The sequence below is a fragment of the Martinezella sp. CNPSo 3795 genome (assembly GCF_057784475.1).
On the sequence record NZ_JBXSOQ010000002.1, the window covers coordinates 784,687 to 806,266 of the forward strand.

Annotated in this window: 22 protein-coding genes and 1 pseudogene; 5 read left to right on the forward strand and 18 right to left on the reverse strand. The window is 58.9% G+C overall.

Features of this window, described 5'->3' with window-relative positions:
- The first annotated feature begins 210 nt into the window (after nucleotides 1-210).
- Together AC13QY_RS08515 and AC13QY_RS08520 are read left to right on the forward strand one after the other, a co-directional pair.
- Entirely contained in the window at nucleotides 211-1,554 is a 1,344-nt protein-coding gene (locus AC13QY_RS08515) for an MFS transporter (RefSeq protein WP_488493246.1), read from the forward strand.
- 772 nt (nucleotides 1,555-2,326) lie between these two features.
- Nucleotides 2,327-2,620, forward strand: coding sequence for a hypothetical protein (locus tag AC13QY_RS08520; protein ID WP_488493247.1), 294 nt, complete (start codon nucleotides 2,327-2,329; stop codon nucleotides 2,618-2,620).
- A gap of 168 nt (nucleotides 2,621-2,788) precedes the next feature.
- Here AC13QY_RS08520 and AC13QY_RS08525 read toward each other — a convergent pair whose 3' ends face one another.
- Both AC13QY_RS08525 and AC13QY_RS08530 read right to left on the reverse strand, forming a co-directional pair.
- Nucleotides 2,789-3,304 (reverse strand): NUDIX hydrolase, encoded by a 516-nt coding sequence (locus AC13QY_RS08525; RefSeq protein ID WP_069614164.1) that lies wholly within the window; start codon nucleotides 3,302-3,304, stop codon nucleotides 2,789-2,791.
- Between the two features lie 30 nt (nucleotides 3,305-3,334).
- Nucleotides 3,335-3,736, reverse strand: a pseudogene (locus AC13QY_RS08530) (substrate-binding domain-containing protein); the annotation flags it as partial.
- Between the two features lie 136 nt (nucleotides 3,737-3,872).
- Here AC13QY_RS08530 and AC13QY_RS08535 point away from each other — a divergent pair.
- Nucleotides 3,873-4,490 carry a DUF47 family protein gene (locus AC13QY_RS08535; protein WP_113353096.1) on the forward strand — a complete coding sequence of 206 codons (618 nt, stop codon included), beginning with the start codon at nucleotides 3,873-3,875 and terminating at the stop codon, nucleotides 4,488-4,490.
- Nucleotides 4,490-5,494 carry an inorganic phosphate transporter gene (locus tag AC13QY_RS08540; RefSeq protein ID WP_488493248.1) on the forward strand — a complete coding sequence of 335 codons (1,005 nt, stop codon included), beginning with the start codon at nucleotides 4,490-4,492 and terminating at the stop codon, nucleotides 5,492-5,494. The genes AC13QY_RS08535 and AC13QY_RS08540 overlap by 1 nt, the downstream gene beginning before the upstream one ends.
- Before the next feature lie 32 nt (nucleotides 5,495-5,526).
- Here the strand turns inward: AC13QY_RS08540 and AC13QY_RS08545 are convergent, their stop codons facing one another.
- The 12 genes from AC13QY_RS08545 to AC13QY_RS08600 all read right to left on the reverse strand — a co-directional run bounded on the left by AC13QY_RS08545 (nucleotide 5,527) and on the right by AC13QY_RS08600 (nucleotide 17,322).
- Nucleotides 5,527-5,712 carry a hypothetical protein gene (locus AC13QY_RS08545; protein ID WP_488493249.1) on the reverse strand — a complete coding sequence of 62 codons (186 nt, stop codon included), beginning with the start codon at nucleotides 5,710-5,712 and terminating at the stop codon, nucleotides 5,527-5,529.
- Between the two features lie 358 nt (nucleotides 5,713-6,070).
- Entirely contained in the window at nucleotides 6,071-6,454 is a 384-nt protein-coding gene (locus AC13QY_RS08550; RefSeq protein WP_488493250.1) for a response regulator, read from the reverse strand.
- Nucleotides 6,451-7,437 carry a PAS domain-containing protein gene (locus tag AC13QY_RS08555; protein ID WP_488493251.1) on the reverse strand — a complete coding sequence of 329 codons (987 nt, stop codon included), beginning with the start codon at nucleotides 7,435-7,437 and terminating at the stop codon, nucleotides 6,451-6,453. The genes AC13QY_RS08550 and AC13QY_RS08555 overlap by 4 nt, the downstream gene beginning before the upstream one ends.
- A 702-nt stretch (nucleotides 7,438-8,139) precedes the next feature.
- Complete coding sequence (locus AC13QY_RS08560) at nucleotides 8,140-10,419, reverse strand: xanthine dehydrogenase family protein molybdopterin-binding subunit (protein ID WP_488493394.1); 2,280 nt, start codon at nucleotides 10,417-10,419, stop codon at nucleotides 8,140-8,142.
- Between the two features lie 2 nt (nucleotides 10,420-10,421).
- Nucleotides 10,422-11,438, reverse strand: coding sequence for an FAD binding domain-containing protein (locus AC13QY_RS08565; RefSeq protein ID WP_488493252.1), 1,017 nt, complete (start codon nucleotides 11,436-11,438; stop codon nucleotides 10,422-10,424).
- Entirely contained in the window at nucleotides 11,438-12,055 is a 618-nt protein-coding gene (locus AC13QY_RS08570; RefSeq protein ID WP_113388641.1) for a (2Fe-2S)-binding protein, read from the reverse strand. The genes AC13QY_RS08565 and AC13QY_RS08570 overlap by 1 nt, the downstream gene beginning before the upstream one ends.
- Before the next feature lie 127 nt (nucleotides 12,056-12,182).
- Nucleotides 12,183-13,379, reverse strand: coding sequence for an epoxide hydrolase (locus AC13QY_RS08575; RefSeq protein ID WP_113388640.1), 1,197 nt, complete (start codon nucleotides 13,377-13,379; stop codon nucleotides 12,183-12,185).
- Nucleotides 13,380-13,491: 112 nt separating this feature from the next.
- Nucleotides 13,492-13,785 carry a DUF982 domain-containing protein gene (locus AC13QY_RS08580; RefSeq protein WP_113388639.1) on the reverse strand — a complete coding sequence of 98 codons (294 nt, stop codon included), beginning with the start codon at nucleotides 13,783-13,785 and terminating at the stop codon, nucleotides 13,492-13,494.
- A 121-nt stretch (nucleotides 13,786-13,906) separates the two neighbouring features.
- The gene (locus AC13QY_RS08585; protein WP_488493253.1) at nucleotides 13,907-15,898 is read right to left on the reverse strand and encodes a protein-L-isoaspartate(D-aspartate) O-methyltransferase; all 1,992 of its coding nucleotides are present in this window, start codon (nucleotides 15,896-15,898) and stop codon (nucleotides 13,907-13,909) included.
- A 110-nt stretch (nucleotides 15,899-16,008) separates the two neighbouring features.
- A complete protein-coding gene (locus tag AC13QY_RS08590) occupies nucleotides 16,009-16,260 on the reverse strand; it encodes a YMGG-like glycine zipper-containing protein (protein ID WP_113388683.1) in 252 nt (83 codons plus the stop codon).
- A 53-nt stretch (nucleotides 16,261-16,313) separates the two neighbouring features.
- Nucleotides 16,314-16,769, reverse strand: a complete 456-nt coding sequence (locus tag AC13QY_RS08595; RefSeq protein ID WP_113501229.1) for a hypothetical protein — start codon at nucleotides 16,767-16,769, stop codon at nucleotides 16,314-16,316.
- Between the two features lie 55 nt (nucleotides 16,770-16,824).
- A complete protein-coding gene (locus tag AC13QY_RS08600; RefSeq protein WP_113388636.1) occupies nucleotides 16,825-17,322 on the reverse strand; it encodes a DUF892 family protein in 498 nt (165 codons plus the stop codon).
- A 315-nt stretch (nucleotides 17,323-17,637) separates the two neighbouring features.
- Here AC13QY_RS08600 and AC13QY_RS08605 point away from each other — a divergent pair, with 315 nt between their 5' ends.
- Nucleotides 17,638-18,519 carry an alpha/beta fold hydrolase gene (locus tag AC13QY_RS08605; protein WP_488493254.1) on the forward strand — a complete coding sequence of 294 codons (882 nt, stop codon included), beginning with the start codon at nucleotides 17,638-17,640 and terminating at the stop codon, nucleotides 18,517-18,519.
- A gap of 169 nt (nucleotides 18,520-18,688) precedes the next feature.
- Here AC13QY_RS08605 and AC13QY_RS08610 read toward each other — a convergent pair whose 3' ends face one another.
- The 4 genes from AC13QY_RS08610 to AC13QY_RS08625 form a co-directional block, all read right to left on the reverse strand.
- Nucleotides 18,689-18,844, reverse strand: a complete 156-nt coding sequence (locus tag AC13QY_RS08610; RefSeq protein ID WP_162749382.1) for a hypothetical protein — start codon at nucleotides 18,842-18,844, stop codon at nucleotides 18,689-18,691.
- A gap of 194 nt (nucleotides 18,845-19,038) precedes the next feature.
- On the reverse strand, nucleotides 19,039-19,314 hold the full coding sequence (locus AC13QY_RS08615) for a cytochrome C oxidase subunit IV family protein (protein ID WP_488493255.1): 276 nt from the start codon (nucleotides 19,312-19,314) through the stop codon (nucleotides 19,039-19,041).
- A 7-nt stretch (nucleotides 19,315-19,321) separates the two neighbouring features.
- Nucleotides 19,322-19,960 (reverse strand): cytochrome c oxidase subunit 3, encoded by a 639-nt coding sequence (locus tag AC13QY_RS08620; protein ID WP_113388634.1) that lies wholly within the window; start codon nucleotides 19,958-19,960, stop codon nucleotides 19,322-19,324.
- Nucleotides 19,953-21,557: a cytochrome c oxidase subunit I gene (locus AC13QY_RS08625; RefSeq protein ID WP_488493395.1), complete on the reverse strand. Its 1,605-nt coding sequence runs from the start codon at nucleotides 21,555-21,557 to the stop codon at nucleotides 19,953-19,955. The genes AC13QY_RS08620 and AC13QY_RS08625 overlap by 8 nt, the downstream gene beginning before the upstream one ends.
- Nucleotides 21,558-21,580: the final 23 nt, after the last annotated feature.

Genomic DNA, 21,580 nt, shown 5'->3' on the forward strand with positions numbered 1-21,580 from the left:
ATGCCGCGGACCTCTGATTGGATTGGAGGTAGTGGCGCGAGACGCGTACTGCTTGGCCGTCAACGAAGCGCAGGGGCGGAGGAGGTTGGCGACGGGCGTCGGTCGAGCGATTCCATGAAGCCATTTCCGCGAGTGGACCGATGCATGGACGATCCAGAACGCCCATGCATGAAGCCTCGCGCACGCGCAACCATCATGTCGGAGGAGCACATGACACAGTCGACCGTCCTGGAGATCAGGTCTTACATCAACAGCCGCCCGATGTCGCGAATGCAATGGACACTGACTGTTCTCTGCTTCCTGATTGTCTTCTGCGACGGCATGGACGTCGCCATCATGGGCTTTCTCGCTCCTGCCATCACCGGCGATTGGGGCATTTCCAAGCCCGCCTTTGGTCTCGTGATGGCGGCGGCGCCGGTTGGCCTGGCTATCGGCGCGATCTTTGCCGGCTCATCCTCCGATTGGTTCGGACGCCGCCGAGTACTGCTCGGTTCGGTCTTTGCTTTCGGCGTCCTAAGCCTGCTCACCGCGCTCACGCAAAGTCCCACGGAGATGGCCGTGCTCCGTTTTCTGACCGGTCTCGGCCTCGGCGCCGCCATGCCGAACACGACGACGCTACTGTCGGAATATGTGCCCGAGCAGAAGCGCTCCGTTCTTCTGGCGATCATGTTCACCGGCTTCAACTTCGGCTCGGCGATCATCGGTTTCGTCGCCGCATATCTGCTTGCGAAGTTCGGCTGGCATTCAGTGCTCGTGTTCGGAGGCATCGTGCCACTCGCGCTTTTCGTGATCTTGCTTTTCCTCCTTCCGGAATCTGCACGCTTCATGGTCGTCCGCGCAGCTCCGGCCGATCGCATCCGCAAGCAGTTATCGCGGGTGACGGGCGAGGATCTCAGGTCGGTCAGCGAATTCACACTCGAAGACGAGCCCGTGACCGCGAGCCAGCCGGTCGCACTTCTGTTCACCCCGGCATTCATCATCCGCACCTTGTCGCTTTGGCTGTGCTATTTCATGGGCCTGCTGGTCATTTATCTCACCACGAGCTGGCTTCCGACCATGATCAAGGATGCCGGCATGCCGATCGAGACGGCAGCAAATGTCACCGCCATGTTCCAGCTGGGCGGCACGATCGGCGCCGTAGTGGTCGGCTTCGCGATGCAGCGGATCGGTTCGAAGAGCGCGATCTCGGTATCCTACCTGCTTGGCGCAGTCGCGCTGATAATGCTTGCCTTCAGCGGGCTGACGTCAGCAGCCCTTGCCGCGATTGTCGCGGCTGTCGGGTTCTTCATGAGTGGCGGGCAGACCGGCCTCAATGCGTATGCACCGGGCCGCTATCCCACTTTCGCCCGTGCGACGGGCGTAAGCTGGATGCTTGGCGTCGGCCGGCTCGGCAGTATCCTAGGCTCATCGATCGGCGGTCTACTGCTCGGCTTCGGCTGGGACTTCCGCGGCATCTTCTGCGCGCTCGCCGTACCTGCAGCGATCGGCGCGGCGGCGATCCTGATCAACGACCTCCAATCGACGCCACAACTTCAGCAACGAACTATGAGATAACGATTCATGCGGCTCCGCATTCGGAGCCGCATATTCTCTCTGGAACTACACCGGGTCGCGGAGCTCGGCATGCTGACCGTGACTGGGGCTGCGCGGCACTCGCATGTCCATATGTTCGCGTCGCTGTTCGGCTGCGCCTCGCATTTGGTTCGCCAGTTCGCCGCGATCACATACGCGGGCAAATGAAATCACATCCCCTTGGCATCGAAAAACGACGGGCTGCTGGAGTGCTCATTGAGAATCTCTGGGGCGATCGCGGTCCAGTCGCCCTTCTTATCATCGGCCCGACATGCGGCACGAACCCCGTTGCTCGCGTAATCGTCAAGCGCCTACACCTCACCAAGGCCAATCCCCTTGTCCAAGGTGACTCCCGCAAAGGCATCTCTTATCGCGGCTTTCGCCTTCTTTGTGAGATCGGGCACCGGTTTGATCAAAGGAGGCGCCTGTTCAATGGTGCGCTCCGTCACCGTGCAATGTTGGCCAAGCTCCGCCTTCGGTGCGCTCAAACTGGAGCCCGGTCAACGAACCTTCCGGCCGGATCGAGGGGCCGCCTCTTCTCCTCGCGGAGAATGCAAAGATAGATGACGCCTACGATCAGCACCAGGCCGCAAACAACCCCAGTCGCGATCAAAATGATCATCGAAATGATTGCCATATCGGTCGATCCCTGTGATCAATACATCTCGATTATTTGAATCCAGCTGCCTTGCGCATCTGGCTCCAAAGTATCGATAGGATATCCTACCACTACAGTCACTGGATGGAGGGATATATGTTCAAAGCGGTCTCTGACAGCGCTGCTGCCGCCGATGGAGGATCACTTGCATTGTTTGTGGAACGAGTTGATGGAGAATTGGAACAATTCGTCATCAATCGTTCCTTCGCCTCGCGTGGGACACCCGCCTATAACAAAGTTTCATCGAACCTTCGGTCTCTTTCCTCAGACAATTGCCGGGCAGTAGCTGCCGCTCTTGAACCTCTCTTGGCAATGACGCCCTCGATTCATCCGCTGGCGGATTTCATCGAAACGCTTAAGAGACAATCCAAAGAAACAATCCAAGACTGAGAACGAAGTGATTGAGTTGATTGCAGGCCGGCGGCGGAGGCTGAGGTGGTATCCGCGAACCTGAACTATAGAAATCGTTCAGGTTGGTTGCGGGCGAGAACAGTCCGAAGTCTATGTGATCAGGTGTTGGCCAGGACCTGTGGTTCTGAAGTTTCTGATTTCCAACCTTTATTTTCGCTGAGGCCTAAAGTTGATGAGCAGAGATTTGAGCTCAATTTCACGTACCCGTCTAGCCGCCTCGTCGAGGCTGACCCAATCGATCCGCCGCTGGCCTCGCTCCTTGAACTCATTCCGGATCTCTTTCACTTCCACTTGAAACAGGTCAACGACGCATGGCACGACTTTTCCGTCGTCAAGTTCTTTCAGATAGGTATATCGTCCGATCGGCGCTCTTCTCACCTTGCCGCGGACACCAGCTTCCTCCCATGCTTCGATGGCGGCTGCCTCGTGAGGCTCCTTGCCTTTCATGGGCCAGCCTTTCGGCACGATCCAGCGCCCGCTTTCACGCGAGGTAATCACCAGAACTTCGATCTCGTCACCGCCCTCCTTGTAGCGAAAACAAAGCGCGCCATATTGGTTTCGAAACGCACTGGAAAACAGCTGTTCCGGCGTGCGTGCCAGCTGTTGCAGCAGGTGCTTTGATTTGGGGAATGTTGGCTTGCCGCTGTCTTTTTTTGATGTCATGTCATTCAACTTATCAGCCTATCCAGCGCCCTATCCTCCTCTAACCGAGTCTTGCCACGCCAATTCGGCGTGCAATGTTACGGAATGGCCCTCGAGCCTGTCCGATGACGGGCTCTCGCCCAGCCATGTCACAGCCTGTCGTGCGATTGCCACCACGGGCTGAGCAAAGGTCGTCAAATCATAGGACGACCATGAGGCCTGCTCAATATCGTCGAAGCCGACGACGCAGAGCTGATCCGGGATCGAAAGCGAAAACTGGTGCCGTGCCGCGTCCATGAGGCCGCAGGCCAGCAGATCGGTTGCACAAAACACCGCGTCCGGTCGTTCGCTTCGGGTCAGCAGCCGCTGCGCGACGACCTTGCCAGCCTCGTATCCGGTCCAGCCATATCGTTCGACGATCACATCAAGTCCATAGGCCTTCGCCGCCGCGATTCAAATCTTGTGATGAGGCTGTCAGAGGGCGCCGTTTTGCGGATGTCTCGGCTTTCCATGACGGGCCTCGTCGTTTATGACGGATTTATGACAACGCCTGTTTGGAGTGCGGAAAGTGAACTGGTTTCGTAGACTGATGCCGAGAGAAGACCGTTTTTTCGATCTTTTCTCTCGACATTCGCGCACGATCGTCAGCGCGGCGGAAGCTCTGAACGAATTGCTGGCCGGCAAAGACACGGAGCAGCACTGCCAGCGCATCGTTGAGCTCGAGAACGAGGCCGATGACATCACGCGCGAAGTTCTGCTTGCCACTCGGCGCAGTTTCATCACGCCCTTTGACCGTGGCGACATCAAGGATCTCATCATGTCAATGGACGATGCGATCGACATGATGCACAAGACGGTCAAGACGATCCGGCTATTCGAACAGGACAGCTTTGATCCCGGTATGCAGGAAATGGGCAAGGCGATCGTCGAGGCCGCAAAACTGGTAGCCGAGGCAATCCCTCTCCTTGATCGCATGAGTGCCAACTCTTCTCGCCTCAGCGCGCTCACCGAAGAGGTCGTAAAGGTCGAGGGTCGCTCCGATGAGCTACATGATCAAGGTCTAAAAGATCTCTTTCGCCGGTATGGCGCCACCAACCCAATGGCCTACATCATCGGCAGCGAGATCTTTGGTGAATTGGAGAAGGTCGTCGACCGTTTCGAGGATGTCGCCAATGAAATCAATGGCATCGTAATCGAGAACGTCTGATGGAGGCCACTCTCGCTTTCCCATTGCTGGTGGGCCTCATCGCGGTGGCATTGTTCTTCGATTTTTTGAATGGGCTGCACGATGCAGCCAACTCAATTGCCACCATCGTCTCGACCCGGGTCCTGCGACCGCAATACGCCGTGTTGTGGGCCGCATTCTTCAATTTCATCGCTTTCCTGTTCTTCGGGCTCCACGTCGCCGAAACCCTCGGCACCGGTATTATCGATCCCAACATCGTCACGCCACAGGTCATCTTCGCCGCCCTGATGGGGGCGATCATATGGAATATCGTGACCTGGGTACTGGGCATCCCGTCAAGCTCGTCGCATGCTCTGGTCGGTGGCCTCGTCGGTGCCGGCGTGGCGAAGATTGGCATGGATGCCATTGTTTGGTCCGGCCTGCTGAAGACGGCCGGTGCCATCGTCATGTCGCCACTGCTTGGCTTCGTGCTCGCGCTCTTCCTTGTCCTATGCGTGACATGGATATTCGTTCGCCAGACGCCTTTCGCCGTCGACAGCACCTTCCGCATCCTGCAATTCGTGTCCGCTTCTCTCTACTCCCTCGGCCATGGCGGAAACGACGCCCAGAAGACCATGGGCATCATCGCCGTACTGCTCTACTCCCAAGGTCATACCGGAGCGGAGTTCCACGTGCCCCTGTGGGTGGTGTTATCCTGTCAGTCCGCGATGGCGCTCGGGACCCTGTTTGGCGGTTGGCGGATCGTGCACACGATGGGCTCGAAGATCACGAGGCTCAATCCAATGCAGGGCTTTTGCGCTGAGACCGGTGGCGCCTTGACCTTGTTCGCCGCGACATGGCTTGGCATCCCTGTCTCGACGACCCATACGATTACGGGCGCAATCGTCGGTGTCGGCGCCGCGCGGCGGATCTCGGCGGTTCGATGGGGATTGGCGAGCAATATCGTCGTCGCATGGATAATAACCCTGCCCGCGGCGGCGGCTATCTCGGCAATAGCCTACTGGATCACGAACTGGGTGGGATAGACCCGCCAAGCCCTATTGCGCAACCGTGAGGTTCAGTCCCCTTCCCCGCCGGCATCGTCCTTGTGCTTGTTTTTCTTGGAAGACGGCTTCTCTCCCTTTTTCATGACCGGCGGGATGGCCGGCCTTTCGACCGCACCGGTCGCGCCCTCGGTCTCCTCATATTTCGCTGGTCGCGAGTGAGAGGGATCCGTCATCTCTTCATGTTTCCGCTTCTTCATGACAGCTCTTTCCAGGTGGTCATCCGCCGGACGGAACTATTCCGCGTTGAGATGGTTCCCAAGCATCGTCTGGATGATCGAAAGGCTTGCATTTTGGATCTCGAATAATGTCGTTTTTCCGACGATATTGCTGCCCCACCTCGACGAATAATTGTGCTTAAGAAGATCTGAACCATCTACCTTCGGTCGTTCGATTGTTAACCAGCCCGCGGCGGAAGCGCTGACACTGAGCCAGGGATGGCGTGTCGCTGGTGTCATCCCATTCGCTGGTATTCCAGATCGCCTCAAAGGAGTAGCATGCCAATCGACGCGGTCACGTTCGCGGCATTCACTTGACGGATCGCCGCTTTATCCATCGTCAGCGGCTAAAGAAGGATCGAACGACGTCCACAAGACGTTTCATGTCGGTGGGCTTCCCGAGATTGAGTGCCTTGGCCAAAACATCATGCCGGGCAAGTTCCGCCGCATCGCTTGCACTGGCGAGGACGAACGGGACATCCCATGATTTTAAAAGGAAAGCGACCGGAGTAACCTTCTCGTTGCCGAGAGTGACGTCCAGAACAGCGGCATCCGGACGTTGGCTCCTCAGCAGGTCGAGGGCTTGCCCGACCGAGCTCGCCGGGCCCAGGACCTCGAATCCGCTACTGGTCAACACGCTTTCCAGCTCCAGGGCGATAAGGAACTCGTCTTCAACCACAAGAACGATCCTGCCAAGAGCCTTGTCATTTTCAGGTTCGCTCATGAACGTTTCCAAGGGAGCTTGATGATGGCAGTCAAACCTTTTGGATCGAAGTTAAGTTCCACCGTTCCGCCAAGATGTCGGCAAGTGCCTTCGATCAGCTCGGTACCGTAGCCTCTTCTCGTCGGCGGCATGATCGCGGGGCCGCCCGTTTCGCGCCACCGGCATACGAAATAAGAGCGGCTCTCCGGCACTTCCTCCAGTGACCATTCGACCTGTAAGGCACCGCCTGGGGCGGATAGCGCGCCATACTTCAACGCATTCGTTGCCAGCTCATGGAACATCATGCTAACTGGCACGATCTCCGAGCCCCGAACCTGCACTCTTGGCCCCTGGCAATGGAGACGATCCATTCCAGGCTCGCTGACCGATTGCCTCAGCAGGGTTTCAAAATCGGTCGTTTCATTGATGGCCGCGATCTCCTGGGCATGAAGAGTGACCTCGAGGCGTCCCAGGAAACGATCACGGTAATCAACGGCCGTCAGATCTTCCGCATTCATCTGCATCGCTAGCGATCGCACGACCGCGAAAAGGTTCTTCATCCGATGGCGTGTTTCCGAAATGATGAAATCCCTTTCGGCGTCGTGCCGCAGCCTTTCCGTCACATCGTCGAAGAGGACAAGGATGTTGGTGCTATTGTCATCCGGGTGCACAAGGCGGCGCGCATCGACGAGGAACGTACGCCGGCCGATAGTTGGAAAATCATGCGCGACTTCGTACCCAATGACAGCGGCTGCTTTTGGGATGACCGCGGCGATCAGCTGTCGGAGCTCGGTAACATCCCACTGACCGTTGCCGAGATCAAAGAAACTCTCCCCCAGAATATCGTCCCGCTCGACCTCGAACGTTTTCAAGAATGCATTGTTTGCGGTCGCGACGCACAAGTTCTGATCAAGAACTACAATCGGCTGCGTCATCGTATCGACCACTCCCTGCGCCTGGACATGTCCGGTTCGCAAAAGGCGGTATAGATCTTCCAGCATCATTCCCCTTGCTCCAGCAGATGCACCCGACATATGTCACAGGTTTCCTAGTAAAAGTAATGGCCGCCCGAGCCTTGGCAAGACCGGCAACGAAGGCGATGCCGTCGAGGTAATTCGATCGCCTCCCCGCCTTCCTCGCTGCGCGATCCTCAATGAAGAGACATTTCGTTAGAATGCGGTGAAGCCGAAGAGGTGCACACCTTTCTAACCAGGGCCTGAAAAGCTATCAGCACATGCCAAATCCGAACAGACGACGTTCATTGCGAAGAATATTCATCCGGTTCTCGAGTGTCCCAGCGATCCTGTTTCTTTGCCAACGCTATGTCCGCAATTCAGTTCCCCGATGCTTGTCCACTACCGGTTTCGGAACCCCTAGGCGCTCCGCACTTAGCGGCCGGCCTCGAATGATGGAAACATGACAAGCGCTGCGGCGCGCCGAGGGGGCTGGGAGGGAGAACATTAAATCTTCGAATGGCTGGTATCGACCATCGTGCCGACGTGGGGCGTCACTGGCGGCGGCGCGACGACGCACCGAAAAGCGACCGCTGTAATCCGCACCTTCATGAGCATTGGCATGCCCGCTGGTGGCCGAGGCGGAACAGGCCGGCAAGAACGGCTTGCCGACATAAGAGAGCTGTGGCCCGATCCGGGTGCCTGCCAATGGGAACAAGCACGTCTTGGCGCGAGAAAGCGCCTGCGTTGACATTAGCCAATCAGGTTATCGATGCGGATCGGAAGTTTGCGGATACGCTTGCCGGTAGCGTGGTAGACCGCACTGGTGATCGCGGCCGCCGTTCCGACGTTGCCGAGTTCGCCAAGCCCCTTGACGCCCGCCGGGTTGACGTCCGGATCGGTCTCCGACACAAGGATGACTTTTACGTCCTGGATGTCTGCATTCACCGGCACGAGATAGTCCTGCAGATCCCGATTGACGACGCGGGCATCGCGCCGGTCGAATTCGGTCGCTTCGTGAAGGGCCGACGAAATTCCCCAGATCATCCCGCCCATGAGCTGGCTGCGAGCCGTCCGGGTATTCATGATCCGGCCAGCGCCAAAGGCGCCGACGATCCGAGGGACGCGAATTTCCCGCGTTCTCCGATGAACGCGGACCTCGACGAATTCAGCACCGAAGGCATATTTCACCTTCTTGCCTTGATCACCGCTCACCATTTCCAGCTTGCCCTTGTAAAGGTTGGAAACGGCTTCCGCGGAAGCAGCGTCAGGACGAAATTCGCTATATTGCTCGATGACGCCGGCGCCCAACTGCTTGAAAGCGTCCTTGAGGCCCTGCGAGCTCTCGCCGATGACGAGCTTACCCTCTCTGAGCATGATCGAGTGCGGATCTCGGCCGGCGAGTGGCCCGTCATTTGATGTCACCGCCGCGTAGGCGAGCTTTTCGCGGATTTCCCCGCAGGCTTTGATGATCGCTGAAGAGACGCTGGCCGTCGTATTCGAGCCGCCGGCAACGGGCGCCGGCGGAAGCCGCGTATCGCCCATCTCGACCTCGACGGCGCTTACGTCGAGCCCCAATTGTTCCGCCGCGAGCTGGGCGGCAATCGTGCGCACTCCGGTGCCGATTTCATGGGAGGCGGTCTGGACCCGTGCCCGCCCATCGTCGGTCAGGGTGACGCGAACTGCGCAAGGCGCGATATTGGTTGGATAGATCGCCGTCGCGCAGCCCATGCCGACCAGCCAGTCGCCATCCCGCATGCTGCCTACATCCGGATTTCGCTTCGACCAGCCAAATTCGCGGGCCGCCTCATCGTAGCATTCCATCAGCGAGCGGCTGGAGAAGGGGCGGCCTTCGATCGGCTCCTTCACGGCATCATTGACGCGCCTGAACTCTACCGGATCCATGTTAAGAGCAACCGCCATCTCGTCCATCGCGCTTTCCAGTGCATAGACATAGGGGGTTTCCGGTGGGGAACGCATGTAGCTCGGCGTCGGCCTGTCCGCCTTGACTAGGAAAACCTTGGTCAGTACCGATCCATAATCATACATGAGGCCGGTCGTCTTCGTTCCGCCGACCACATAAGGATCCGGGCGGGACGTCACCTCCCAGCCCTCGTGCTTTAGAGCAGTTATCTTGCCGTCCCGCGTCGCGCCAATCTGGATATGGTGGCGCGTTTCGGCACGGTAGGTCTGCGTGGTGAACGCCTGTGGTCGGGTAACGACACACCGCACCGGCCTGCCAAGCCTGCGCGCAGCAAACGCGACGATGGCTGTTCGCGGCGTTATCGGCCCCTTCGATCCGAAGGCACCCCCGATGTAGGGACTGACCACCCTTACTTGATCAGGTTTGATCTTCAGCTGCCGCGCGATCTCGACTTTCCAGCCGTAGACATTCTGGCTCGGTTCATGAACAACGAGTTCATCCCCTCGCCAATAAGCAGTCGTGGAGAACAGTTCGATCGGATTGTGATGTTGCGTCGGCATCTCGTATTCGGCGTCGATCTTGACGTCCGCGGCAGCAAAGGCGGCGTTGAAATCGCCCGCCTTGACGTCTTCCTTGAACTGCTTGCTCGCTTCTGCCGCAGCCACGGTTTCCGTGCCCTCCGACCCGAAGCTCGTGCTCGGCTTCTCCGCCTCGTAATCGGGGGTGATGCGCATGGCGCCTTCGCGGGCGGCCTCGATGGTCTCGGCCAAAACCAGCGCGATGATCTGGCCGTCATGCCAAATCTTCGTATCATGGAGAGGCCCGATGGAAGTCGATCCCGATGTCCCGAATTCGGGGGGTTCCAGCTCATCTCGGATGCTCTCATGGGTAATGATGTCAATTACACCTGGCACGGCCCGCGCCTGGTCCAGATGCAGCGATGTCAAGCGACCCCGCGCTACAGCACTGGTCACCAGCATCGCATGCGCGAGATTGTTGACCGGAATGTCGGCGGGATAGGATGCCTTTCCCGTAACCTTGAGGCGGGCATCGATCCGCGGCAGTGGCTCACCCATGTTTTCCTTTGCAGGTGGTGCGGCCTCGTTCATGGTCATATCCTCATATCCCGAACCTCGAGCAAGGCCCGTATCAATGTCTGTTTTCCAAGCTCGATCTTGAAGGCGTTATGCTCGCGCGGCCGGGCGTCCGCAAACGCGGCCTGTGCCGCGATTGAGGCGCTTTCCTCCGTGAGGGGCTTGTTCCGGAGCGCCTCCTCGGCCGCCGTGGCGCGCCAAGGAACGGTAGCCAGCCCGCCAAGACCGATACGCGCATCGCGCACGATATCTCCATCGAGGTTGATTGCGACGGCTATGGAAGCGAGGGCGAAGGCATAGGAGTGACGGTCGCGTATCTTGAGGTAACGAGATCGTGCAGCCCAGGCCGGGACATTCACCGCGATGGCCGTAATGATCTCGCCTGGCCGCAGCGTCGTTTCGACATCCGGCCGATCGCCCGGCTGGCGATGCAGTTCTGCAAAGCGGATACGCCGTCTGCCGGATTGGCCTGATATGTCGACGGAGGCATCGAGAGCAATCAGCGCCTGGGCAAAGTCTCCATGATAGGTCGCTATACAGGAGTCGCTAGTCCCGAGCACCGCATGCTGCCGGTTGAAGCCTTCGATGGCAGCGCAGCCGGAGCCGGGATCGCGCTTGTTGCAAGGCCATGAAATCTCGCGGAAATATTCGCAGCGCGTCCGCTGCAGCACATTGCCGCCAAGGCTTGCCATATTGCGGATCTGTCGGCTGGCCGCGAGCTTCAGGCTTTCGGCCAGCATCGGGCACCTTCGGTTGATTTCCGGATGGTCCTCGACTTCGCTCATGCGGACCAGAGCGCCGAGGCGAATGTCGGGATCACCGATCTCGATCGTCTTCAATGATCGATCCTCGATGCAGTTGATATCCACCAGACGCGAAGGCCGATTGACGCCGAGCCGCATGTAGTCGGACATGTTCGTGCCACCGGCGATGAACTGTGACGGCGCGGCGGTTGGAGGAATTTCCTTTGCTTCGCTCGCCTCCGCGATGGCCCTGCCGACATCACGAGCAGTTTGATAACTGAAAGGTAGCATCAGAGCTTCTCCATCTCGTCGCGGGCCTGTTTCACGGCAGCGAGGATGTTGGGGTAAGCCGCGCATCGACAGATATTGCCGCTCATGTATTCGCGAATGTCGGCATCGTTACCGGCATGTCCCTCGTGCACGCAGGCAACCGCGGACAGGATCTGACCGGGCGTGCAGTAACCGCATTGGAAGGCGTCGTGGTCGATAAACGCCTGCTGCATCGGATGCAGACGCCCATTAACCGACGAAAGACCTTCGATAGTGGTGATCTTGTGCCCGTCATTCATCGCCGCGAAACTCATGCAGGACAAGGTCCGCTTTCCATCGGTGAGCACCGTGCACGCTCCACATTGCCCGTGGTCGCAGCCCTTTTTTGTACCCGTCAGGCCCGCATGGTCACGAAGGAGATCCAGGAGCGATGTGCGCGGGTCAACGCTGAACTGATAGGATTGGCCATTGATCTTCATCTTTATCGGGACCGTGGACTGCGTCGACACCGCAGCGAGCCGCGCTTCTTGCTCTTTCGAGGCAGCACCGACTGAAATGGCCGTTGCAGACGTGATTGTCCCGGCCAGGAGTGTGCGCCTCGTGACCCCCGAGGCCGGGGCTTCTTCTGGATTAGACATCCGATACCCTTTCCGATGTCGATTTCAGCAGGAAGACCACACGGTCCGAAAGACCGCCGTGAGCACGCCTAACCATGAATTCGCCACAGGGTTCCCGGCGACTTCGCCACGAAATTGTCTCGCTCAGTCAGTCGCCCTTTTTCTCAGCCTCGACGATACCATCGACCTTCCGGTGGATATTGGCCAAAGACGCCGCCCAATCCCGGAGATCGGCGACGACGAGATCCGGCACTTCCATGCTGGCGAAATGTCCGCCGCGATCGTGTTCTCGCCAATGAACGACGTCGTAACCCTTTTCGACCCAGCTCCGTGGCGGCCGCGGATGACGCGGATCGGGGAAGCTCGCGAACCCCACCGGGACGGGGACCCGACATCCTTCCGGCAGGCGTCGTGCACCCTCTGATTCTGCACCGGCATACATCCAGGTCGCCGATCCGAAGCTATCGGTCATGACGGTCAGCATGAGGTTAGTGATGAGGGTATCGAGACCGAAGACCTCATCGATCGCACGCCCACGCAGATCCGCCCAGTCATGGAAGCGCTCGAGAATCCAGGCCGCCTGTGCGACGGGATTACCCGCCGCGAGGAAGGCGAGCGACTGCGGCCGCGTCGCGTGGAGCCGGCTGTATGCACCGAGCCGGTTTTCGGCCACTTCGAATGCCTCGAGATAGGCGCGTTCCGCGTCGGTCGTCGGCGCCGCCGCGGGTTGCGCGCCGGGATAGTCGATGTGGATGCCGCGTACGTCTTCGCGGTGATCCAGAGCGAGCCAGGCGGCGATGACGACACCCCAGTCGGTCCCCGCCACCAGATAATCTTGATAGCCAAGCGCGTCACGCATTAGGCGCGCAAGCCACCCGGCGGTGACGCGCGGGCCGACTGGCGCGGCCGGCTTATCCGAATAACCGTAGCCGGGCAGCGAAGGGATGACGAGGTCGAATGCATCCATCGGCGTGCCGCCGAAGCGTGACGGAAAAGCCAGTGCATCGATGACCGGCCAGAACTGGTAGACCGAACCCGGCCAACCGTGGATCAGCAGGAGCGGACGCCGCCCCTGCGCCTCGCCGCGTACATGAACGACGTGCAGCCGCATCCCCGGCGCGACTTCGGCGAGCAGCTGCGGATAACGGTTGAGTATGCCCTCGCCGGCTTCGATATCATAGCTGTCTGCCCAATGACTGCAAAAACGGCGCAGGAAATCGGGATCACAGCCATAACGCCATCCGCTGTCCGCAGCGTTGTACGGCCATTCAAAGCCACGAATGCGCGACCGCAACAACGCGAGCGCGGATGCATCCCAGCGTATATGAAAGTCATTGTCCGGCATCTACAGGAAACACTCAGCGGCCGTTAAAGTTCCGCATGAGAGACCCTCACGACAAGCCGGGATGCAGGCGGGTAAGCACGGCGATCTCGTCCGTCGACGATGCACGAAAACGTCAAACGCCACCGATGTGGCGATCGCCGGCGCTCTGCTGACGAAATGGAAACTCCTCGATCGATGCCAACATATCGTTCTTCCTCAGGAACCGCTCGAAGTTCTTCCTCACTGCACTTAATGGAAACTGACCGACCGCATCTCTGCAGGCCCGCAGCATGACGACATGCGCGACGTCGCGTTTCTCCTCCGGCCATTCCTCAAGGAAATCAACGATGTCGTCGAGGCAGCATATTTCCTGAATGAAGTGCTTCCCCCTCACGAAAAGAGGGCGGCCAAACACGTGACTTGTCATTGTTTCCTTCCTTTACCTGGTGTGCCGATGTCCGAAAAATTTAGAAAGCGCATTTTTCTCCGCAAGAGATGAAGCTCGCAACCAGCTTAGCCAGGACACGATCAATGTCGCGAAGCATCGTCTATTCGCCAAAGGGATAGGTTTCCGGCATGCCGCGATGGTGCTCAATCCCAAGCGGCTGCACTGCCTGAGTCTCATCGAACCAGACATAGGCATCGAACTGCTCAGGAAGGATCGCCTGGCTGTAATGGCTCCACAGTTCAGTGTCGGGCCGATAGATGACGCCGATGAAGCGCTCCAGTCGTGGCTCGGAGAGGCGGCGCCGGAGTGGCTCGTGCTTGCCAGGCGACAGGTCGAGCAGGAAGCTGTCCCCTCCCGCATCATGACACATCCGCTCGTAACTGTCGGGACGGGAGGGATTCACATGCATGACTTCCATATCTCCATCCCAGTCATGCGCGGCGGCCACCGTGCCAGTATGGGTGCCGAAACCGATGAGAGCCGCCTCGCTTCCGAAAGCCTCTCGACAAAGCTGGCCGATATTAAGCTCATCACGCGTTACACCCATATCGGTAAAGCGTGCGTCACCGATATGACTGTTGTGCGCCCAGACGATCGCCTTGGCATCCGGTCCCTTCGCGTCAAGCAGGCGTTGCAGCGTTTCAAACATATGGGTGTCACGCAGGTTCCAGCTTTCCGTTCCACCATAATACATGATGCGGTAGTAGCGCTCCGCGGAGGCGATGAGCCGGGCATTCTGGGCGGCATCGAGGAAAGCGTCGCCGTCGTGCCTGGCATAATCCAGCCGCCTGCGTAAAAGATCCCGGCATTGGTCGATCACCGCCTGCTCACATTCCGCGTAACCGCGACTGAGCGCCGCCCGGCCATAGGTCGCGGGGTTCTTCTGCCAAGGCGTCAGGCAGCCGTAGCGCTCCCGGGCGATCGCTGCCGCCTGCGGGTCGACCATATCAAGATAGTCAAGCACTGCACCGATCGAGCCGGACATATTGTAGATGTCGAGCCCGTAGAAGCCGGCGCGGTCCTCTGCGTCGATAGCTGCGTTATGCTTGCGCATCCATTCGATCAGCGCTTGGATCTCTGTGTTGCGCCACATCCAGGTTGGAAACCGTTGGAATGGTGTCTCCTCACGCCCTGAGGCCGACCGATGTCTGACATATCGATCTACTTTCGCTGCGTCCGGCCAATCCGCTTCGACCGCAACAATTGTGTATCCTCGACGGGTGATCAGGTAGCGCGTGATCGCAGCCCGGGCACGATAGAATTCGGCAGTTCCGTGGCTCGCCTCCCCGAGCAAAACCACGCGCCGGTCGCCGAAGCGGTCGAAAAGATGCCCGAAGGCAGGATCATCGAAGTTCGGCAGGTCTTCCGCTGCTTCGGTAATCAACTCCGGCAGGCTCTGCTTTCGAGACGCGCCCGGCTTATGATTGCTTGCCGCGCGCCGGCCATCCTCGGACCAGCCTTGCTCGCCGATCAGGGGCACAAACATCACAGCACCGAGATCCGTCTCCTCATAGCGTACCGCCGTGCGCCGAACGATCTTGCACAACCTCTGACCGAACTCCTCGCCCACGGGGATTACAAGCCGCCCGCCAATCGCGAGCTGTTCCTTCAGCGCCTCCGGCACGGCAGGGCCGCCCGCAGCCACCAGAATGGCGTCGAATGGCGCCTGGTCGGGAAATCCACGCGTACCGTCGCCGGCAAATATCTCCACATTGTCATAGCCGAGGTCGGACACGCGCCGTCTCGCCGGCACCGCCAAGGCTTCATGGCGCTCGATCGCATAGACATTCGCCGCGATCTGGCCGATCACCGCGGCCGCGTAGCCCGAGCCGGCTCCCACCTCGAGCACCCGATCGCCCGGGCGCACCTCCGCCGCCTCGATCATCAAAGCCACGATATAGGGCTGGGAAATGGTCTGCCCCTCCCCGAGGGCGAGAGGCGCATCCTCATAGGCGAACTCGGCCATGCCCTCGGCGACGAAGCGTTCTCTTGGTACGGCACGCATCGCATTGAGAACATACTCGTCGCGTATCCCGCGCCGCTTAATGTGCGCCTCAATCATGTGATCGCGCATGCGCTGGTAGTCGGCCATCTTGGCCTCCTTGCCCTTTCCTCACCGTTCCAGCGACGTTCGGGCGTGGTGTAAGGGCGAATCCGCTCCTATGGATTGTTCAAGAACGACACCGACCACGTCTGCTAAGCTCAACAGCGATCGACATAGCGGTTCCCGTTGCGGTCGCGGTAGTAGCAGCGGCCGGGCTGTCCTGCGACGTTCCCGATCAAGGCGCCGGACACTCCGCCCACGGCTGCACCGACCGCGGCACCGCGAACATTACCTGTTGCTACGCCGCCAACGACGGCGCCCGTGGCGGCGCCGATCCCGGCGCCTTGCTCTGTCGAAGAGCAAGCCGTGAAACACAACGCTACGCTGGTAACAATGATAAACGTTTTCATTTGAACCTCCATTTCAGTTCGTTCCAGCCGGCGTATCGACAACGACGATCAAGTTAGCGGATCTTCTCGCCGAACATATTACGCAGCCTGGTCAAAATGCCCGGCCGATCGCCTGCAGCAATGATCGCACGAACGTTATGCGCGGCCGTCGATGCACGCACCGTTGGCCCGAAGTGGCAATGACAGAGAAGCCTATGCAATTGATTGTCACTCAGTTCGAAGAATCGCTTGGCTTCGCCGTAGCTGTCGTCTCTCAGGCCCGCTTCATGCATGAGCTGGTCGGCAAACGCCACTGACAGAGGCGAGTTGTCCGCGCGCATGACCGCGCGTTCCCTCGCAGGTTGAAATTCTGTCTCCTCCAGGGTTGAAAGTGCTTGATGCCCACAGCGCTCGAGAAGATTCGCCCAGCGTTCGAGGCGTTCGTGCCTGGTCATCGTAGGCAGCCGGTGCGGATATCCGAGAGTGACATTGGCAACGGTCTGAATGTCTTGAAGGGCATGGTGTTTCATTGAATGCTCCTTTCAGATAGAGCTCGCAGCCGGCTATAGTCACGATAGTGGTCCGTCAGTCAGACGGCAGCGCATCTCGATTTACTTCGCCTTTGGCCAATCGGGTCAGCAGGATGTCCGTCTGCTTCTCCTCTTCGAGGCTCCGGTGCAGCACCTCCTGATCGTCGCGCAAGCCCAGCTGACCGGCCAGAGCGGCGGCCGTGCCGTATGCCGCGATCTCGTAATGTTCGAGCCTCTGAGCGGAAGTGATGAGACCCGCATCACGCAGGTCATTTCCCTTCAGCATGGAAGCCATTTTTTCGGTCTCATGGATCAGGGCCTGCATCGCCTGGTCGGTATGGGCTGCCGGGTCTGCTCCATGCTTCTGCAGGAGCGACACGAGGCGGTCCTTTTGCACCTCGGTTTGCGCGCGGTGGTGGACCAGTGCATCCTTTAATGACGGATGTGCTGCGACCTCAGCCATTCGCAGCAACGAATCGGCGAGTTGACTTTCGACACTGACAAGCTCCTGAAGCTCGGCGAGATACATGTCCTTGAAACTGCTGATCTGCATCACAGCAATCCTTTCACCGCTTCGATCGGGTAATGCGCTTCCTAACCGGAGCAATGACCAAATGTTCCGATCAAATTCCAAAGCGGGTTTGAGCGATCCTGAAAGCCTCCCATTGAGCTGCTGCTCGGCTCAATACCGCGTTCCACGCCAACAAGGCTCTCGCCTCCCTCGCCCTTTCATAATCCCGCATTCCAGCTGTCTGACCCGACCATCCGCCTTGGAACAATAGGCATGCGCTATGGTTAGTCGGTGTGACCATTTCATCCGTTCCGAGTCTGAGGCCAACGAAGCGATTTATCGATCATGGACATGCCGTTGACGAAACATATTAAAACACGCGATCTCGATATCGCCTATGAGGAAGCCGGTGACCCGCGCGGGAAGCCCATCGTGCTTGTCCATGGTTGGCCCGACGATGTCCGTTGTTGGGATAAGATCGTTCCTGCTTTAGCGGATGGCGGTCATCGCGTCATTGCTCCATATCTACGCGGCACCGGTCTTACGACCTTTCTCTCGGCAGACACGATGAGGAGTGGCGCGATCGCGGCGCTAACCGAGGACCTAGCCGAATTCCTCGAAGCGCTCGACCTGAGTGACGTGGTGATCTGCGGTTATGATTGGGGTGCGCGTGCCGGTTATGGCGTGGCGGCACTCTTTCCCGCGCGTCTGCGCGGCCTGGTGGCAATGGCTGCGGGTTACGCTACCTCCCAGCCCATCAAGGAGATAAGCTACGACCTGGCGAAGGCATATTGGTACGAGTGGGTAGTTGCACTCAAGCAGGGACAGGAGGCAATGGACAAAGACCGGCTCCGCCTTGCCAGATTTCTCTGGGCGACCTGGTCTCCCGATTGGCCGACGAAATGGCAGGATTTCGACGAGATGGCACCCTCGCTTCAGAACGACGATTGGGCGCCGATCAGCATTCATGCCTATCTGCAGCGTTGGAAAGAGACACCCGGCGCCCCCGAGCACGAGGATGTCGAGCGCAGGCTTGCCGAAAACCCGGCGATCCAAGTTGCGACCCTGGTACTGCACGGCGCTTCCGACGGGTGTAATCTCGTTGATACCTCGGCTGGCAAGGACCAGTATTTCGCGGCACAATATGAACGCGTCGTTCTCGACGCGATCGGCCATTTCATTCCCCAGGAAGCACCGAAGCAGACCCTTGATGCGATCTTGCGCCTCACCTCCCGTTGACGAGCACCTTCGGCGTTCGCCTCGGGGGCCAACGGCATCGCCGGCGCGGTCTAAAATCGTTCGGCACACATCCTCGATAGGATGACCAGGAAATCAGGCGCGCCGTCTCCATCAGGCGATGCTGATTTACTTGCCGCTTTTCGCATGCGCACACATCATAACGCCGCCGTCATTTGACCTGGGACGACACCGCCCCCGCGGTCGGCGGAACCGGCTCGCCGGGATGAAGTGCAAAGGCAAAATAGACAGCGATGAGGCAGGCAAGAACGAAAATCGTCACGACGAAAATCATCATGCGACGGCGTGCATTTGAGTGGTGGTCCATGTGGTCTCCTCGCGAGCTACTAACGCATGCTTGTCCGTTCGGCATCTCTCGTCGACCAGGGTAGAACCATACCCGACCGACAATGTTCCGAAGAGCTTTTTCACGGGCGCGCATAGCCATCGCTTGCCATGATCGCGCGTCATGATCCGCCGGCGAACGTTGCGCGTCTTTTGCCCGAGAGGGCTCGCATGTGGCTAGATGAGCGCGCGGGTCCAGTAATCGACGCCGAGAAAGCCGAGCAGGATCAGCAGCCAGAGACCGGCGGCAAGCGCGGCAATGCGGTTAAGTGGCGTCTCCTCGTTCAGATGCATATAGCGCCAATAGATCATCGCGGATTTGATCGCCGCGATCGAAAGGCTGACGACGAGGCCCACCGGCCCGCTCAGCACGAAGCTTGCCGCGATAGTGGCACTTAGCAAAACCAGCAGGATTGCCCACATAACGACGAGAGGATTTCCGAGGCGCGGCATCTAAGGTTCACCTCGCAAGATAGAACACAGGATAGAGGAAGACCCAGATCACATCGACCAGGTGCCAGTAGAGGCCAACGGTGACGAGAACGATCGCCCGCTCCGGTAGCTTGATCGAGCCGAGCGTCAAGCGAAACGATAGCACGATCAAAAGCACGATGCCGATGGACAGATGCACCGCATGCAGGCTGGTGGCGATGAGATAGAGGTTCATGAAGAGATGCTGAACGTCGTCCACATAGCGGGAATGCACGCCCTCTATCGGCAGCAGCCCTTCCGTAAACTCCATCCAATACTCGTAGGCTTTCATCACAAGGAACGCCAAGCCGAGGCCAGCTGCGCCAACGAGCCAGCCGGACGCGATTTTGGCGCGGCCCTCCTTGGCGCTCTCCACGCCCAGGGCGACGAAAAGGCTTGAGGTCAGCAAGATCGCCGTGTTTATTCCGCCGATACCGGAATGTAACGCATGGGAGGCGCGGACGATCTCGGGCGCATGCGCCAGACGCACGGCGGCGGCAACGCAGAACAAGCCGCCGAAGAGCATGATTTCGCTACCGAGAAAGACGTACATCCCCATCATCGCGGCACGATGCTGCTGGAGGGGATCCGTGAATGGCTCGGCGACGGAGGGCCTTGCGTCAGACATGCTCGTCCCTCATCTCGATCTCATAGTCGTAAGGCGGGCGATCGACGACTGGCAGCGTTTCGAAATTATGCTTCGGCGGCGGCGATGGCGTCGTCCATTCCAGTCCGGTCGCATCCCATGGGTCGTTGGGTGCCGGCTTGCCATAGCGCATCGAATAGATAAGATAAATCAATGGCATGAGGTAGGCGATCCCAAGAACGGCGGCGCCGCCGGTTGAAACGACGTTCAGCACCTGAAATTCCGGCGGATAGACATGATAGCGCCTCGGCATGCCAAGATAGCCGAGCAGAAATTGCGGAAAGAATGTCAGGTTGAATCCAATGAAGAAGAAGATCGCAGTGACCCGCCCCCAGGCCAGGGAATACATGCGCCCGACGATCTTCGGCCACCAATAATGCAGCGCGCCGAAGAAGGCCGATATCGTTCCTCCCACCATGATGTAGTGGAAATGCGCGATCACGAAATAGGTGTCGTGCACGTGGACGTCGATTGCAATCATCGCCAGCATCAACCCGGTCAATCCGCCGAAGACGAAAAGGCCGATGAAGGTCATGGCGAAGAGAAACGGCGGATCGAGCGAGATGTGACCTTTGAACAGCGTTGCCGTCCAGTTATAAACTTTCACGCCGGAGGGGATCGCCACCGCGATGCTGAGAAAGGAAAATGCGGCGCTTGCATAAAGCGATTGCCCCGAAACGAACATGTGGTGGCCCCAAACGAAGAAACCGAGGGCCGCGATCGCGATCGAAGAGCCGGCCACGAACTGATAGCCGAAGATGGGTTTATGGGCACCAGCCGCGACAAGTTCGCTGACGACCCCAAGCGCGGGCAAGACCATGATGTAGACGGCCGGATGGCTGTAAAACCAGAAGAGATGCTGGAATAGCAGCGGATCGCCGCCAATGGCGGGGTTGAATATACCGAGACCGAACAGCCGTTCCAGCGAGATGAGCACGAGCGTGATCGCCAGCACCGGTGTCGCCAGTACCAGGATCAGCGATGTCGCATAGATCGACCAGACGAAAAGCGGCAGTTTGCCCCAGGTCATGCCGGGACAACGCAGGGTATGAACCGTGACGATGAAGTTCAACCCCGTGAGGATCGAGGAAAAGCCGACGATGAACACCGCGCTTGCGGCCAGGATCACGTTGCCGTTGGCATACATTGTCGAAAGCGGCGTATAGAACGTCCATCCCGTATCGACGCCGCCCGCGATCAGGATGAATAGCGTAAACAGCCCGGCGAGCATGTAGATATACCAGCTCAGCAGGTTCAGCTTGGGAAAGGCGAGATCCTTGGCGCCGATCATCAACGGGATCAGGAAATTGCCGAAGGTGTTGGGGATGGATGGAATGAGAAAGAACCAGACCATGACGACGCCATGGATCGTGAAGGCGCGATTGTAGCCTTCATTGGTCAGAAGATCTCCCGCCGGCGTCAGCAGATCGAGCCGGATCAGCGCGGCCGCGGCCGCACCGATGAAGAAGAAAAACGTGATGGAGAGTGTATAGAGAACGCCGATGCGCTTGTGATCCGTCGTCAGCAGCCAAGACTTGAGACTATGCCCGGCGCGCAGGTAGCTGACACGCTGCGCCATGGTTTCCGTTGAGCCGCCTCCGC

Coding starts and splice junctions, on each gene's coding strand:
- AC13QY_RS08515 (WP_488493246.1), top strand. CDS start 211: ATGACACAGTCGACCGTCCTGGAGATCAGGTCTTACATCAACAGCCGC.
- AC13QY_RS08520 (WP_488493247.1), top strand. CDS start 2,327: ATGTTCAAAGCGGTCTCTGACAGCGCTGCTGCCGCCGATGGAGGATCA.
- AC13QY_RS08525 (WP_069614164.1), bottom strand. CDS start 3,304: ATGACATCAAAAAAAGACAGCGGCAAGCCAACATTCCCCAAATCAAAG.
- AC13QY_RS08535 (WP_113353096.1), top strand. CDS start 3,873: ATGCCGAGAGAAGACCGTTTTTTCGATCTTTTCTCTCGACATTCGCGC.
- AC13QY_RS08540 (WP_488493248.1), top strand. CDS start 4,490: ATGGAGGCCACTCTCGCTTTCCCATTGCTGGTGGGCCTCATCGCGGTG.
- AC13QY_RS08545 (WP_488493249.1), bottom strand. CDS start 5,712: ATGAAGAAGCGGAAACATGAAGAGATGACGGATCCCTCTCACTCGCGA.
- AC13QY_RS08550 (WP_488493250.1), bottom strand. CDS start 6,454: ATGAGCGAACCTGAAAATGACAAGGCTCTTGGCAGGATCGTTCTTGTG.
- AC13QY_RS08555 (WP_488493251.1), bottom strand. CDS start 7,437: ATGATGCTGGAAGATCTATACCGCCTTTTGCGAACCGGACATGTCCAG.
- AC13QY_RS08560 (WP_488493394.1), bottom strand. CDS start 10,419: ATGAACGAGGCCGCACCACCTGCAAAGGAAAACATGGGTGAGCCACTG.
- AC13QY_RS08565 (WP_488493252.1), bottom strand. CDS start 11,438: ATGCTACCTTTCAGTTATCAAACTGCTCGTGATGTCGGCAGGGCCATC.
- AC13QY_RS08570 (WP_113388641.1), bottom strand. CDS start 12,055: ATGTCTAATCCAGAAGAAGCCCCGGCCTCGGGGGTCACGAGGCGCACA.
- AC13QY_RS08575 (WP_113388640.1), bottom strand. CDS start 13,379: ATGCCGGACAATGACTTTCATATACGCTGGGATGCATCCGCGCTCGCG.
- AC13QY_RS08580 (WP_113388639.1), bottom strand. CDS start 13,785: ATGACAAGTCACGTGTTTGGCCGCCCTCTTTTCGTGAGGGGGAAGCAC.
- AC13QY_RS08585 (WP_488493253.1), bottom strand. CDS start 15,898: ATGGCCGACTACCAGCGCATGCGCGATCACATGATTGAGGCGCACATT.
- AC13QY_RS08590 (WP_113388683.1), bottom strand. CDS start 16,260: ATGAAAACGTTTATCATTGTTACCAGCGTAGCGTTGTGTTTCACGGCT.
- AC13QY_RS08595 (WP_113501229.1), bottom strand. CDS start 16,769: ATGAAACACCATGCCCTTCAAGACATTCAGACCGTTGCCAATGTCACT.
- AC13QY_RS08600 (WP_113388636.1), bottom strand. CDS start 17,322: ATGCAGATCAGCAGTTTCAAGGACATGTATCTCGCCGAGCTTCAGGAG.
- AC13QY_RS08610 (WP_162749382.1), bottom strand. CDS start 18,844: ATGGACCACCACTCAAATGCACGCCGTCGCATGATGATTTTCGTCGTG.
- AC13QY_RS08615 (WP_488493255.1), bottom strand. CDS start 19,314: ATGCCGCGCCTCGGAAATCCTCTCGTCGTTATGTGGGCAATCCTGCTG.
- AC13QY_RS08620 (WP_113388634.1), bottom strand. CDS start 19,960: ATGTCTGACGCAAGGCCCTCCGTCGCCGAGCCATTCACGGATCCCCTC.
- AC13QY_RS08625 (WP_488493395.1), bottom strand. CDS start 21,557: ATGGCGCAGCGTGTCAGCTACCTGCGCGCCGGGCATAGTCTCAAGTCT.